16 protein-coding genes, 1 tRNA gene and 1 riboswitch are annotated in these 13493 nt (G+C 43.5%); of the genes, 10 read left to right on the top strand and 7 right to left on the bottom strand.

Going from position 1 to position 13493, the window contains the following annotated elements; translation table 11 throughout:
* Positions 1 to 67: 67 nt before the first annotated feature.
* Positions 68 to 2197 (bottom strand): tRNA(Met) cytidine acetyltransferase TmcA, encoded by a 2130-nt coding sequence (locus AC3RV5_RS15750; RefSeq protein ID WP_489728556.1) that lies wholly within the window; start codon positions 2195 to 2197, stop codon positions 68 to 70.
* A gap of 65 nt (positions 2198 to 2262) precedes the next feature.
* On the opposite strand from AC3RV5_RS15750, the gene AC3RV5_RS15745 reads away from it, so the two are divergent.
* The 9 genes from AC3RV5_RS15745 (at position 2263) to rimI (ending at position 8820) form a co-directional block, all read left to right on the top strand.
* Positions 2263 to 2664 carry an acyl-CoA thioesterase gene (locus AC3RV5_RS15745; protein WP_489728555.1) on the top strand — a complete coding sequence of 134 codons (402 nt, stop codon included), beginning with the start codon at positions 2263 to 2265 and terminating at the stop codon, positions 2662 to 2664.
* 78 nt (positions 2665 to 2742) lie between these two features.
* The gene (locus tag AC3RV5_RS15740; protein WP_489728554.1) at positions 2743 to 3600 is read left to right on the top strand and encodes a hypothetical protein; all 858 of its coding nucleotides are present in this window, start codon (positions 2743 to 2745) and stop codon (positions 3598 to 3600) included.
* A 109-nt stretch (positions 3601 to 3709) separates the two neighbouring features.
* Positions 3710 to 3817, top strand: a riboswitch (TPP riboswitch).
* 75 nt (positions 3818 to 3892) lie between these two features.
* Entirely contained in the window at positions 3893 to 5956 is a 2064-nt protein-coding gene (locus AC3RV5_RS15735) for a TonB-dependent receptor (protein WP_489728553.1), read from the top strand.
* Positions 5957 to 5970: 14 nt separating this feature from the next.
* Positions 5971 to 6228 carry a hypothetical protein gene (locus AC3RV5_RS15730; protein WP_489728552.1) on the top strand — a complete coding sequence of 86 codons (258 nt, stop codon included), beginning with the start codon at positions 5971 to 5973 and terminating at the stop codon, positions 6226 to 6228.
* On the top strand, positions 6228 to 6839 hold the full coding sequence (gene pnuC / locus AC3RV5_RS15725) for a nicotinamide riboside transporter PnuC (protein WP_489728551.1): 612 nt from the start codon (positions 6228 to 6230) through the stop codon (positions 6837 to 6839). Before AC3RV5_RS15730 ends, pnuC begins: the two co-directional genes overlap by 1 nt.
* Positions 6826 to 7653 carry a phosphotransferase gene (locus AC3RV5_RS15720; RefSeq protein WP_489728550.1) on the top strand — a complete coding sequence of 276 codons (828 nt, stop codon included), beginning with the start codon at positions 6826 to 6828 and terminating at the stop codon, positions 7651 to 7653. Before pnuC ends, AC3RV5_RS15720 begins: the two co-directional genes overlap by 14 nt.
* Before the next feature lie 84 nt (positions 7654 to 7737).
* A tRNA-Trp gene (locus AC3RV5_RS15715) sits at positions 7738 to 7814 on the top strand.
* Between the two features lie 81 nt (positions 7815 to 7895).
* Positions 7896 to 8375, top strand: a complete 480-nt coding sequence (locus AC3RV5_RS15710; RefSeq protein WP_489728549.1) for a DNA polymerase III subunit psi — start codon at positions 7896 to 7898, stop codon at positions 8373 to 8375.
* On the top strand, positions 8362 to 8820 hold the full coding sequence (gene rimI, locus AC3RV5_RS15705; RefSeq protein WP_489728548.1) for a ribosomal protein S18-alanine N-acetyltransferase: 459 nt from the start codon (positions 8362 to 8364) through the stop codon (positions 8818 to 8820). The genes AC3RV5_RS15710 and rimI overlap by 14 nt, the downstream gene beginning before the upstream one ends.
* Before the next feature lie 79 nt (positions 8821 to 8899).
* On the opposite strand, the gene AC3RV5_RS15700 is transcribed toward rimI, so the two are convergent.
* From AC3RV5_RS15700 to AC3RV5_RS15685, 4 genes are all read right to left on the bottom strand, one after another.
* The gene (locus AC3RV5_RS15700) at positions 8900 to 9154 is read right to left on the bottom strand and encodes an XRE family transcriptional regulator (protein ID WP_489728547.1); all 255 of its coding nucleotides are present in this window, start codon (positions 9152 to 9154) and stop codon (positions 8900 to 8902) included.
* Between the two features lie 293 nt (positions 9155 to 9447).
* Positions 9448 to 10044 carry a hypothetical protein gene (locus AC3RV5_RS15695; RefSeq protein WP_489728546.1) on the bottom strand — a complete coding sequence of 199 codons (597 nt, stop codon included), beginning with the start codon at positions 10042 to 10044 and terminating at the stop codon, positions 9448 to 9450.
* 80 nt (positions 10045 to 10124) lie between these two features.
* Complete coding sequence (locus AC3RV5_RS15690; RefSeq protein ID WP_489728545.1) at positions 10125 to 10835, bottom strand: hypothetical protein; 711 nt, start codon at positions 10833 to 10835, stop codon at positions 10125 to 10127.
* Positions 10835 to 11101 (bottom strand): helix-turn-helix transcriptional regulator, encoded by a 267-nt coding sequence (locus AC3RV5_RS15685; protein ID WP_489728544.1) that lies wholly within the window; start codon positions 11099 to 11101, stop codon positions 10835 to 10837. Before AC3RV5_RS15685 ends, AC3RV5_RS15690 begins: the two co-directional genes overlap by 1 nt.
* Positions 11102 to 11379: 278 nt before the next feature.
* Here AC3RV5_RS15685 and AC3RV5_RS15680 point away from each other — a divergent pair, with 278 nt between their 5' ends.
* Complete coding sequence (locus tag AC3RV5_RS15680) at positions 11380 to 11517, top strand: antibiotic biosynthesis monooxygenase (protein ID WP_489728543.1); 138 nt, start codon at positions 11380 to 11382, stop codon at positions 11515 to 11517.
* Between the two features lie 428 nt (positions 11518 to 11945).
* On the opposite strand, the gene AC3RV5_RS15675 is transcribed toward AC3RV5_RS15680, so the two are convergent.
* Both AC3RV5_RS15675 and AC3RV5_RS15670 read right to left on the bottom strand, forming a co-directional pair.
* A complete protein-coding gene (locus AC3RV5_RS15675) occupies positions 11946 to 12191 on the bottom strand; it encodes an HP1242/YdcH family protein (protein ID WP_489728542.1) in 246 nt (81 codons plus the stop codon).
* A 288-nt stretch (positions 12192 to 12479) separates the two neighbouring features.
* The gene (locus AC3RV5_RS15670; RefSeq protein ID WP_489728541.1) at positions 12480 to 13397 is read right to left on the bottom strand and encodes an IS5 family transposase; all 918 of its coding nucleotides are present in this window, start codon (positions 13395 to 13397) and stop codon (positions 12480 to 12482) included.
* Between the last annotated feature and the right edge of the window lie 96 nt (positions 13398 to 13493).

Below are 13493 nucleotides of genomic sequence, written 5' to 3'. Positions count from 1 at the left end.
GGCCGTCCTGCAGACGTACTAATAAGCTTTAGGTTTATTAGTATTGGTGTTGCCCCATCCTAAACCCCTAGAGCAAGCTTCGCATAGCTATTAATATATTGTGTTGCAGGGCCTTTTTACCAGTGAACGAAAACAGTGTACAGACCTCCCTTGCCGTTTTGTGCTGGATCAGCACGGCCATCAATAATCGTTCGTTTTCAGCGGAGATTTTAGTTAATTTCTGCTGACTCAGGGTAAGGATAAAGTATTTCGTAATAATTCGTTCACAGGATTGATAGTTGCGCGAACCCGCTAAAAACTGTTCCAGTAGCTTATTCTCTTGTGGGGTAACCGTCAGGTCAAAAGCCACGGTCTTAAATAAATGACACATTAAGTCGCTATCCAGTTTTTGGTAGTGTCTGGTGCTGTGAAATAATAATTCTTCGCCGAAGCGGCGGTGCAAAACTGCCAGGCTGGCAGTGGTATTAGAATTTAAGCCCCGACATACTATTGCACTAACTTCATCACTGGCAGCATCGCGTTTAAACCCCAGTTTTAGTGGTATAAAATTGTTCGTCTTCCAGAAGTATAAAAGGTCAGGGGTCGCTCCAAAAGAACTGCTAAGCATATCAATACCTGCTTGTTGGGCATCTTTAACGATTGATTGCAGCAAGTGTGTGCCAATACCTGAATTGCGATGTTGAGGGTGCACCGCGATACGCAGAATTCGTCGTTGTTTGAGGGTGCAAAATAAACTATCGGCAGTATGGAACGCGAGGTTTTGGGCGACCATATGCCCCAAAACACGGCGTTGCCCACAGGCAATTTCCTCAGCTATTGCTTCTAGGGTCTCTCCCCCTTCGTCCACTAACAGAGCGACGGCAAGAATTCGGCCTTGGCACTCAATACTGTGTAAACTTTGTTCTGGCGCATCAAGTAATCTCACCAGATCGTCGGGTGTTGTCTGATAGTGGGCATTAACCAATAGGTTGAACATGGTGAAAAGAGTATTCGAGTCTGCTAGTAATGCGCTTCTGTCGACTACTTGATAGTTTAGCGAACACAGTTCTGTGCACACCGTAGGCAATGCAGGTTCATCTTGCATCAACATTACTTTGAACCAAAAACATTCCAATACATCATTCGGGTACCATCTGATAGGCGCGCTGAGATGCAGGTGTTTCCATCCTGCTTTTACCTGATCTAGATAAGGCTTGAACCTCAACTCGAATCCTCGTCCGCCCCCCTCATAACCGTGCACAGTGGTGCACATAACCACTCTTGGAAAGCGCTTAAGCAGCTCTTTTAGAATGGATGCAGGGATAGCCGCTGCTTCATCGATAAAGAGCATGTCAGCCTGATGGTCATCGCGTAACAGTATGTCTGGCGGGATATAACGTAAAGAGCCTTTAGATATAGGAGGGTTAGTCTGGCTGCTATCTCTTGGGGCAACACTTTGCTTGTTATGGGCAAAGACTTGTTCGACATTTTGCATAGTCGGAGCGGTAACTATTATGGTCTTTTGCTGCTCTTTTATCAGTTTAGATGCGGCCATGCCCAAAGCTGAGGATTTGCCTCTGCCTCTGTCAGCCGTTACAACTAGCGGGCGGTGTCGGTGACCCACAGCTGTGTGCACAATCTGCTCAATGGCAATCTGTTGCTCCGCAGACGTTTCATATAAGGAATGAGTTAACTCACTGGCAGCAACATAAGCAGGTTCACCGCTGATACCGTTTTGTTTGACAACCAGCGCCGTTGGCTCATTCAGAATGTTTTTGATTAACCAGTGAGTAAATAAGCTTTGGGTCCCCTGATTAGAGAGCCCGAAAGAGGTGCGTTTATGTGCTTGTGGATCGTCATAACTAGGCCATTTTTCAAACTCGGGACAAATTAAAATCATCAGGCCATGTGCCCGAACGATGCCACTATAGGCAATCAAAGCGTTGGCTCGTAAACCTGAAAAACAGTTATAGACTACAGCGTCTCTTTCTTGACCCAAGTGTTGACGATAAGTGCCACAATGCTCAGCTATGGTTGCTGTATTACGAAAACCTACCCACAGAGTAGGATCAGGGGAAAGTTTGCTGAAACCTTTTAAAAATTGTTCTGCTTGTTCAATTGCCCATGACTGCTCGCCACTGATAATCACCAATTGTCGATGTGAGACATTTTTATTTCGTTTTTCTAGCCATTGTTGTATTTGAAACTGTAAATCCACGCTGTTTTTATCTGTACAATGTATATAAGTAACGCCAGTTTAAGCAATGTTAATAAGGAATACGAATGCGCTTTTTATCTCGACGGCTTGTTATGCCAAATGATCTCAATTATGCCAACGCACTTTTTGGTGGAAGAGCCCTGGAATGGATTGATGAAGAAGCCGCGATCTACGCAATATGCCAGCTCGAAAGCAAATTATTGGTCACTAAACACATAGGTGAAATTACTTTCGAGTCACCAGCCATGCAGGGAGATATAGTAGAGTTTGGCTTAGTCACAAAAAAAGTAGGCAGAACCTCTATAACGGTAACGTGTTTGGTACGCAATAAAGAAACCAAGAAAACGATTTGTTTGGCGGATGATATTGTATTTGTACGAGTCGATCGTCAGACCCGCTTACCCGTGCCTCACGGCAAAACCATGGATCAACTGGCTTTCAAACTCAAACAAGAAATGAGTGCTTAACGTTAAGTAACCTGATGATCAAGGCGAGTTAAACCTGTAATCTATACAGTTGCCTACAGCGCAACAATTAAGGACGTTATGAAAGTACGTGTATTTACCTTGCTTTTTAGCTGGTTACTATATGGCTGCAATATTTCTTCAGCAGTTACCCCTCGTTTTGATATTTTGGAACAATGGCCACTTCCTGCTGCCCTGGCTGAAAGTTCCGGTCTGTATTGCGATCAGGATCGGCAAACGTTCACTGTCAATGATTCTGGGAATGCGCCAGTGATTTACCAAATTGATGACAAAGCCGCAATTGATGCTGAATATCCGCTTAGGGCCAAAAATAGAGATTGGGAAGCCCTGACCGGTGATGAGAATTATTTGTATGTAGGGGATATAGGCAATAACAATGGCCAGCGAAAAAGCCTGAATATTTATAAAATCAGTAAAACACGTTTAGGGCAAGGTGATGCAGTGCCCATTGAGGTAAGCTATGCTGCCAATCAACCTCAGCTCAACGAAACGTTAAATCATGACTTTGACGCAGAGGCTTTGGTGGCAGTTAATGATCATCTGGTGTTATTTTCAAAAAGTTGGAAAACAGATCTGCTTAGGGTTTATTTGCTGGATAAGTCGCAGCCTCAGCAGCAAATCGAACCTTATAGTTTGATCCCCAATTTACCCGGGGTTATTACTGGAGCGGACTACGATCCTGTTCATAAACAATACATTTTAGTGGGTTACCCCTCTAAGCGTGTTGGCTTTGGCGATCCATTTATGCTGATATTAAGTGATGAATTTGTGTTGATCGAACATTTTCAACTCCCAGGGTTTGGGCAAGTTGAAGGGGTATGTCACCATTCATCTGGCGAAATATGGTTTACTCAGGAAGATTCTATATTGAGCTCAGCCAAGCTGGTCAAAATAAGATTGAGGCACAGCGATTTATAAACAGATAGTTTGTTTGATTATTTAAGGCGTATTGCAACTTGAATAATATTGGCTTGCGATTATGATCTATATTGTTAAACTGTTGCGCGCTAACTAACCACATTAAGAGTTAGCAACCAAGGGGTGCCGAAAGGCTGAGATTTATTTCAAAATTGGAAATATGACCCTTACACCTGATCCGGATAATACCGGCGTAGGAATGGTAATTTCGTCTACATGACAAAAGTGTAAGCATCTCCCATTTATCTGCCGCAAAGCCGGGTCTTTTCAATCGACAATCGAAGAGATCCAAATGAAATTTCGTTCTACCTTACTTGCCTGTTCTATCGCGTCCTGTTTTCAAGTCTATGCAAACGATACACAAAGTGTCGAGCGGATTACTGTCAGCTCAGATTTCCGCCAGCAAGACCTCCTGTTTTTACCTGCAAGCGTCACTATTTTAAGTGATACACAAATTGAGTCGCGCCAGGCTCAGCATCTGGAAGATATTTTAAATCTCGGGGCAAACATCAATTTTACCAGCGGTGCATCTCGTGGGCGGTTTGTTCAGATCCGTGGAATAGGCGAACGTAGTCAGTTTGCCGAACCCAGTAACCCGTCTGTTGGATTTTTGGTCGATGATTTTGATTTCTCTGGCATAGCCGGTGTCGGCACCTTATTTGACGTCGAGCAAGTTGAGATATTACGCGGGCCACAAGCTACTGAGTTTGGGGCGGGGGCCATGGCAGGAGTTATCAAAGTTAAAACCGTTGACGCGGGCCCTGAAGCCAGCGGTCGGATGGCGTTAACACTCGCCGAGCAGAATACCTGGAGCTTAGGGGCCGCTTACGGCAACGCCATAAGCGACAAATTATTTTATCGTGTTGCTCTGCAGCAGTATAAAAGTAACGGATTTGTCGAAAATACATTTTTAAATCGTAACGATACCGATAATTTGCACGAGTTCACTTCCAGAGTGAAACTTAAATATCTGGCTGCGGATTGGTTGACCTTTGATCTTAATTATCAATATTTTGATATCGACAATGGCTACGATGCGTTCTCCTTGGACAATGATCGTAAATCTCGTGCCGATGAACCGGGTTTCGATCGCCAGGAAACCCATGCCATAGGCTTAAAAACCGAAATCAATTCCGATTTGGCCGACATTTTTGTGATCCTTAGCCAGTCAGATAGTGAAATCGGGTACAGCTACGATGAAGACTGGACCTTTGTTGGTTTTGATCCCCTGGAATATTCATCTGTGGATAGCTACTACAGACAGCGTGATACTCAAAACGCTGATGTGCGAGTGTTGTCTAACGCCCAATCAGCCTTGTTTAATGCCAGTACTGATTGGTTATTTGGGATTTATATAAAATCTATGGACGAGAGTTTGTTACGCCAATATACCTATGCTGAACGTGATTTCACCAGCGATTATCAACAGAATAATCTGGCCGTTTATGGGCAAACTGATACGCGCTTATCCGATAAACTAAATCTGCGCTTGGGGGTACGAGTTGATCGTTTTGAAATTGACTACCTTGACAGTAACGGTTTTGTCGAAAGTAACCAAAAAAACCTGGTGGGGGGAAAGGTGGTGCTGGATTACAGTATCGATAGCGCCTCAGTTTATGCCAGTCTGTCCAGAGGATATAAGGCAGCGGGTTTCAATCCTGATGAGCGTGTGTCAGAGGATAAACGCATTTTTGCTCCGGAATTCAATTGGAATTATGAATTAGGCGTTAAGGGTAACTTCATCAATTACGATGCGTTTGTGCGCCTGGCGGTGTTTTATATGGACAGAGAAGACACCCAAGTGAGCGACTTTGATGTGCAAACAAGAGCGGATGGCACAACAGACTTTATCGATATTACAGGTAATGCCGATACAGGCACAAATTGGGGCCTGGAGCTTGAATCGGGTTGGCAGGTAAATGACGCCGTGGATCTGCACGCCAGCCTAGGGTGGTTAGATGCAACGTTTAAGGGTTATGCACTGGCCGATGGCAGTTACATCGATAAACAAGATCAAGCCCAGGCGCCTAGTTACACCTTCAATTTGGGCACCAATGTCACCTTATCTGAAAATATCAACTGGTTGCTTGATGCCGACGGGAAAGATGATTTTCGTTTCTCAGATGGCCACGACGAACGCTCACCAGCTTATGTACTTGTCAATACCTCTATCAAGGTCCAGTTGCCCGAGTGGTCATTTTCGGTGTGGGCCAAAAATTTATTCGACAAAGAATATTATGTAAGGGGTTTCGGTGGCTTTAGTAACGATCCCCGAGACGGCTATGCCACCCCCCAGCCTTATTTTCAATTAGCTGATGGGCGTCAAGTCGGTATGAGCGTGAATTATGAATTTTAATCGAGGAGAATAATATGAAACTAGTGGCAGAGATTTCTATGTATCCGCTTAATGAGCAATATTTAGAGCCTATCCAAACCTTTATTGATCGCTTAAATAGCTATTCCTATTTGCAGGTGGTCACCAGCGTCACCAGCACTGTGGTTAGCGGTGACTACCTAACGACCATGCAGGTACTTGCCAAAGAAATGCAGCGCAGCCATCAGGAAGTAGGTCAGGCAATTTTTGTCTGCAAATTTTTAAATGGCGATAAAATGAGTAGTGGGCAGTAATGGGGGATGTGATATCACAACTTGGTAGTCAGTTTGCCGACCAGTCTTGGACGGAGATGCTGGCCGTCCTGCTGGCATTGGCGTATGTTTGGCTGGCCGCCAAGCAGAGTATTTGGTGCTGGCCCTGTGCCCTGGTCAGTACCGCTATTTATACCTGGTTATTCTGGGAAGTGGCCTTGCCTTTTCATACCGTTTTAAATGCGTATTACCTGTTAATGGCCCTGTACGGCTGGTTTATATGGCGCAAACAGAATGACGACAATGTGGCTATTCAGACATGGCCAATAACGCGGCACCTAATGTGCGTAGCAGGTTTGACATTGGTATCAATACTGATGACACAAATCGGCGCTATGTGGTTAGATACAGAATATTTGTACCTTGATGCATTTGTCACAGTGTTCAGTGTATTTACAACTGTGTTGGTTGCCCATAAAGTGCTGGAAAACTGGCTGTATTGGCTCGTCATTAATACTTTTGCCATGTATTTGTATTTTGCCAAAGACATGCAATTAACCGGGCTGTTATTTGTCGGTTATGCAGTGTTTGCCCTATACGGTTATTTTAAATGGCGGCAGCAACTGACAGGACGAGAGTGTGCCCAAGCCTGATATCTTATCGCAATCTATATGTAGTGAGATCCAGGGGACTGGGTTTTTTGAGCAAGGTTTCGATGTCCAGCAGATAAGAGATGGCGGCGCAGTAAATACTAGTTATTGTCTGATGGGCGATGGGCGCCGTTATTTTATGAAAACCTTTGAGTCTGATGAAATCGCCCAGCTTGATCGCAAAACATTGTTTGGTATTCAAAATACCTTGTTTGAGGCCGGTGTAGCGAGCAAACCTTTGTATCTGTCTCAAGCCTGTGATTTTCAAATAGATGAATGGGTTGAGCAACTTACCCTGGATAAGTGCTCAATATCCATGGAAGAAAAAGTAAAAGTACTGGCACATACCCTGGCAGATATTCATCAACAAACACTGGATGCGCCGCTTTTGGACTTACCCCAACAATGGCAACATTATCTTAGCCAACTTAATAGGGGCATGACCCCCGAGGAAATACTTATACATAAGCAATACGCCGAATACTGGTACGCCTGTTGTGCTGATGAAAAAGTATTCTGCCACAATGACTTGTCACTCAAACATGTGACCCAAGGAGAACCAGTCGTGATTTTTGATTGGGAATATTGCGCGGTTTCAAGCCCTTATTTTGATCTTGCTTCTTGTGCCCAGGTTAATCAGCTAAGTGAAATGCAAGGCAAATTGTTATGTCAATTTTACGCTCAGTACATAGGCCGGTCAGCAAAAGATATTGAGGGCAAAATGAGTTTGATGGCGCCACTGGTTAATTTAACCTCTGAGCTCTGGTACCAAGTGGCAGGGGCCTCAAGCACGAACATTCGACAAGCTGGTTATTAATTGTGCGTTTAAGCCGCGTACGCCGTTTCAGGCGCAAAAGCGCTTTACCTTTTGGCTCTGATAAGTATAATTCAGCCCCTCAGCAGGGGTGTAGTTCCAATTGGTAGAACAGCGGTCTCCAAAACCGATGGCTGGGGGTTCGAATCCCTCCACCCCTGCCAATTTATTTATGTTTGTGATCCAACAAAAATAATTTTCTGAGCTTGGGCTCTTTCAAAGAGTTATCGTGATAATCTCCAGACATGAACGCAAAAGATTCCTTTTCTCTTACTGACTACCAACTTGGAATGTTAACGTCCATGGGGATATCCTCATGGACGTTGCAAACACAAAGTGATGCCCCAGTGGCAGATAGCCAACAAGAAACCCAGATAGAAAAAAGCATTCCTGAGGCTATCAGTAGATTTAAAAAAACCTCCCCAGTTGCTAAAAAAGAAGTGAAAGCAATCCCTGGTCAGTTGTTGTTACTTATGCCTCCTGAGCAGGCGGAAGAAAGTTTGGTGGCAGATATTCTACTTGCCGCTTGTTTTTTGCCTACACATACCAGAACCATTGTTGACCAAGATATTACTGAGTTCAGTAACTTTGACTTTGCCTGGCAATTCGGCCATGAAGTGGAGTTGTCGGGCTCAGTGTTAACTACGCCACCCCTAGATAAGATGCTTCAGCCCGAATTAAAACAACAGCTTTGGAAAATAATGTCTGCTCATGCCACACAATAACTTTACCCGTCTGACATCGGATAATTATCGCAGCGCATATGAAATTCATGTCGATGCCCACTTTTCACCCTGGTCTGAAGCTATATTTTGCGACTGCCTGGACGGACAATATGCAGGCTTTAGTCTGGAGCAAGATAATAGACTGATTGGCTACTATTTGAGTCTGTTTGTCTTGGGTGAGGTGACGTTGATGGACATAAGTGTAGCTCCTGAGTCACGAGGTAAAGGATACGCCAAAGTTTTAGTTCAGCATCTTATTGAACAATGTTGTGCAAAAAATATAACGGGTATCTGGTTGGAGGTACGGCAATCGAATACGGTCGCCATTGAACTTTATGAAAGTAGTGGTTTTGTGATGGTAGAACACCGCAAAGACTATTATCCTGCAGCTCAAGGGCATGAAGACGCCTTGATCATGACGCTTACCTTGGCTGACACGCAGTAGACTAACAGCGACCCTTAAGTTTGCATTCATCATTCATGGCAAAAACGATGAAGCCCAAGCGGGCTTCATATCGCAGAATTTATCTTCGCGCTGAAGAGATATTAAGTTGCTGAGTAGTATCTTGACGCTCGATAGCCAGTTTTATAAACTTTGAAGAGTTGTAGTTACAGCCAACACACATCGCAATGAATTGATTCATACTTGGGCTACCTATCTCTTTCTCCCAGTTTTCATAAGTCTTACGCGTTTTTACATTAGCAAGTTTCGCCATTTTAACTGTGGTAAGGCCTGCGTCTTGTCTCATCTTTCTTAGATCTGAACCTGTAATATACATGCTTTCATCCTTTTTTTTATTGAAACTGCAGTAAAGCCAAATACATGTATTATTCACTCGGCTTCACTTTCTCTAATCAGGTCGCAGTGTAAGATAGTAAATGTGGATTGGATTCCACAAGGTGAAATAACTTCACATTATTTGCATAAAAGTTGTTTTTTTAAGGACAAAAAACAAACGATAATGTATCGAGTCTGCTTTAAAAGATAAACGCAAACCCCACTGAGTGGGGCACGTAGGTACTGTTTTTTATGTGATGTTAAGGTTATGAATTATATCAAACAGTAAGTTACTTAGCTCAAGGCCAGCATAGGCGGTTTGCTTTTACCGGTATTCATGGCCAGCATAGGCGGTTTGCTTTTACCGGTATTCATGGCCAGCATCGGCGGTTTGCTTTTACCGGTATTCATAGCCAGCATAGGCGGTTTGCTTTTACCGGTATTCATGGCCAGCATAGGCGGTTTGCTTTTACCGGTATTCATAGCCAGCATAGGCGGTTTGCTTTTACCGGTATTCATGGCCAGCATCGGCGGTTTGCTTTTACCGGTATTCATGGCCAGCATCGGCGGTTTGCTTTTACCGGTATTCATAGCCAGCATAGGCGGTTTGCTTTTACCGGTATTCATGGCCAGCATCGGCGGTTTGCTTTTACCGGTATTCATGGCCAGCATAGGCGGTTTGCTTTTACCGGTATTCATGGCCAGCATCGGCGGTTTGCTTTTACCGGTATTCATGGCCAGCATCGGGGGTTTGCTTTTACCAGTATTCATGGTGAGCTTGGATAAGTCTCTAAAATCGCTATTGGTCAATTTACTGGATTTTGCAACCATGGTAGTAGCTAGGGTTAAGCTGAAAAGTGAGATCCCTAAAACCAATTTCAATACTTTCATCTGATATACCTCGAAATAATTAACGTAATGCGACTATTCGCAGCGCTAATTATGTCGGTTTTATATTCAGATGTGGAGTTTTATGCTTTTAGCAACCTTGGAAGGAGCAATTTATAACTTTCATTGAATATGGCCCATATAGCCAAAGTTGCTATACCGTGCATGAAATATGCGTTTGAGTTGTAGAAAAACAGCAGTTTTGAATAACCGGCAATGTGTCTAATAATATACTCAATCACTATCGCAGACTGAATTAACAATGAAATCCCGTACAATTTAAAAATTATCCAATCTAAATTGACCGATTTTGCTTTTTTGTCAAAGTAGTGTTCGGTAATACTTACCCTCGAGAATACTAAATTTCTGGCGACTAAATTAACCGCAATAAGAGCGATATGCCAATATATTTGAGGCGCTTCATAGTATCTGATGTACCAATAAAATTCCCCGGCCGCAGCCAATAAGGTACAGAATAATACTATTTTCGATATTCCATCGTGGCGTAAATAATATGCTAACCACAAGCAAGTTATATAGATACCAATTTTCAAAATCTCATTATTTGTCAAATATAGCCAAGCCAATTCTTCAAGAGAATGTTGGAATATTATTATGACGACCACCCCAATGACATTTACGTCTTTGCGACACACAACAGCCGTAAATATCAGAATACCAATAAACAACCTATCGAATATTGTAGCATTTCCAAAAGTCAGTATCCCGGCGGCGATAAAAAGCCCTCCAAAGAGGGCTGTCATTATCTGGGGAAGGTAAGCACGAACTAACATTATCCGTGATTAAAGCCGAAGTATTCCATTACGGTAGAGAAAAATGAATCCCGGGTTTGTGCCGAGGCCTTTTGGCGACATACAGACCACCACTTGCTGATAATTTCCACACCTATGTTGTTCATGGTTTCAGGTTTTTCGTTTTCGATAGCCGAAACGGTTTCCCTACTGATACCCACGCGGATCGCTAGCTCACCTTGAGTGTAGCCTGCTTCCTTGCGTAGCGACCTTAACTGGGTACCGCTGAACTTCTTTCTGCGTGACATGATGAATTGGCTTCCTAGATATTATTCTTAGCGAAGTAAGGATGAAAAAAATTACCCTCTATGCAAAGAATATAAGGGAATATTTACACCTTGTAAATAAGTTTTAACAACCAATTTATCTCGCCAGACCAATAATTTTTTGTTTGAGCTTCTTTAGGTTAATTGTAATCAAAGGCTAGTATTTAGGCTACTGCCAGTTTATACAAGGGTATAGAAATATAAGTGAATCAAACATTGTGTAGACCGCAGAAGATCAGATTAAATCCGGAAAAAAAGAAATGTTTACACACCTTATGGCCGATCTGATTGAAGCCGCTCCTTCAGAGCCTGGCACCATTGTTTATGAATGGACGATAGCGGAAAAGGCTAGTCGTATTCATATTTATGAGCGTTATGAGGATGAAGCTGCTGTTTAAGCACACCTGAGTGCCTGGAATCAGCATGGTCCGCGTTTTACCGATGTAGTCGAGATCGCTAAAATCACAGTTTTCAGTCAAATGTCCCAGGCCCTAACGCTGCATTTGCAGGCCCTAACACCGTTTTTATTTCCCCTGAGGGTGGTTTTATCAGGTAAGGCATCCTAGTAAGCTACTTCATGCCATTGCTTTGTTTTTCAGACAAATGACTAATGAAAAGGGGTATGAGTATCTGGTGCTTGGGCGTAAGTTTGATGCGCATAGCGAACCTAACTATGCGCATTTCTCAATCGTCTTTACCCAAGCTGCTTGGTTAATGCCAGAGATGCTTAAAAAGCTAATCCTACAACAGTAAAACTTTACACAACATGAAATACCTAAAGGTCGAATCAGCTATTTTATCGCAAAGGTTTAGCGTTGTAGTTGGTTTACTTTTCTTCACTCATTAAACGTTGATACAGCACGTCTTTTAATGCTGCTCTGTCGTGTTTCATCTGTTGCATCGAGTCATCATCAATAGGCGAGTCTTTTAATTCTAATATGCGAATTTCTTTATCTAAAACGTCATACTGTTTCGCCTTTTCTGCAAACGTCTTATCGCTTTTATTTAGCGTTGAAATGGTGTCTTTGAATTCTGGGAAATCGCTATTAAGTGAGTGATTCTCGCCTAACATATTAACTCCTTTATTTAAGAGGGAACGAATGAGGCGCTCGCCTGGCATATCGCGTTCGACTGCCAAAATTGTGCGTTCGCCTCACGTAAAGAATATATAGGGACGATGAAACCCTTTGTCAATCCCTATGCTTTTTTGGGTTGGCGTTTGTGCCACTGAAACGACTGTTTTAAGAGCGTTGCGTTCAATTTACTACTCTTCCCATTCGCATACAATATCTGCACACCAAAGGGGCGTTGTTGATCAAATCATAGCTAAAAACGCAGCTACCCCAAGGGTTTGCTTTAACTAAGCAGCTTGTTCCCTAACGGTCATACCCAGTTTTATGACTTTGTTCATGGCCTTTACTCCAGCCAACGCTTCGCCTACTTGGGCATGGTAATCTCGCAGGCTAAGTTTCGGGCTAACCAGTTGCTTATATCGATATATCGCTGTCTCTGACAATGATCTTAGGTGATAGTCATTGTCTTCCTTACACTGCGCCAATTCTCCCTCCTTTAACGCTGTTACGGCCTCGTTTCGTGGATGGTTATCCTCCCAGAAACCCGCGTTGCTTCTTGGTGGAATACTCGCTTTGCATCCTTTGCATCCTTTGCGTTGAAGCAGTGAATGACATGCCTTGGTGTCATATGTGCCATCCGCTGACACTTGCTCTATGCTCCTTCTCAACGGGTTCAGCAGCACTTCGTTGTCGGCCACACCAACCCCAGACAGAGCAGCGGCCACGACTTCATGCGTATTGGCATCCACCGCTAGGTGCAGTTTGCGCCATGTACGGCGTTTTTCTTTGCCGTGTTTACGCACTTTCCACTCACCTTCACCGTAGACTTTTAGACCCGTTGAATCAATGACAACATGTGATATAGAGCCTCGACTCGGTGCCCGATAGTTGATATTAACGGTTTTAGCTCGCTTGCTAATACAGCTGTAACTCGGACAGGTCAACGGCACATTCGCCAACTGGAAAACGGAGTGAGTGAAGCCTTCAAGCGCGCGCAAAGACAAGTTGAATACGCCTTTAATGACCAATGCCGTTTCTATCGCTACATCACAGAAGATAAAGCCACGACCACGGCGCTCGTGATGCTCAGTGCAACACCAAGATTTGATGGCTTGTTCATCAATCCAGAACGTCAACGAGCCTCGGTTAATTAATGCTTTGTTGGAGTGTGACCAATTGGTTATTTTACGTGTAGATTTGCCCATTTTGCTGCTTGCCCAGAACCTGGTTGGGAGATCTGATCACGCTAAGGTAAAAAGGTTCATTTGATTTAGGTAACAACGCCGAGCATCGCTATTAAC

This window comes from Paraglaciecola sp. IT1134, assembly GCF_058068185.1.
This window is presented reverse-complemented; position numbering and strand designations above follow the sequence as displayed.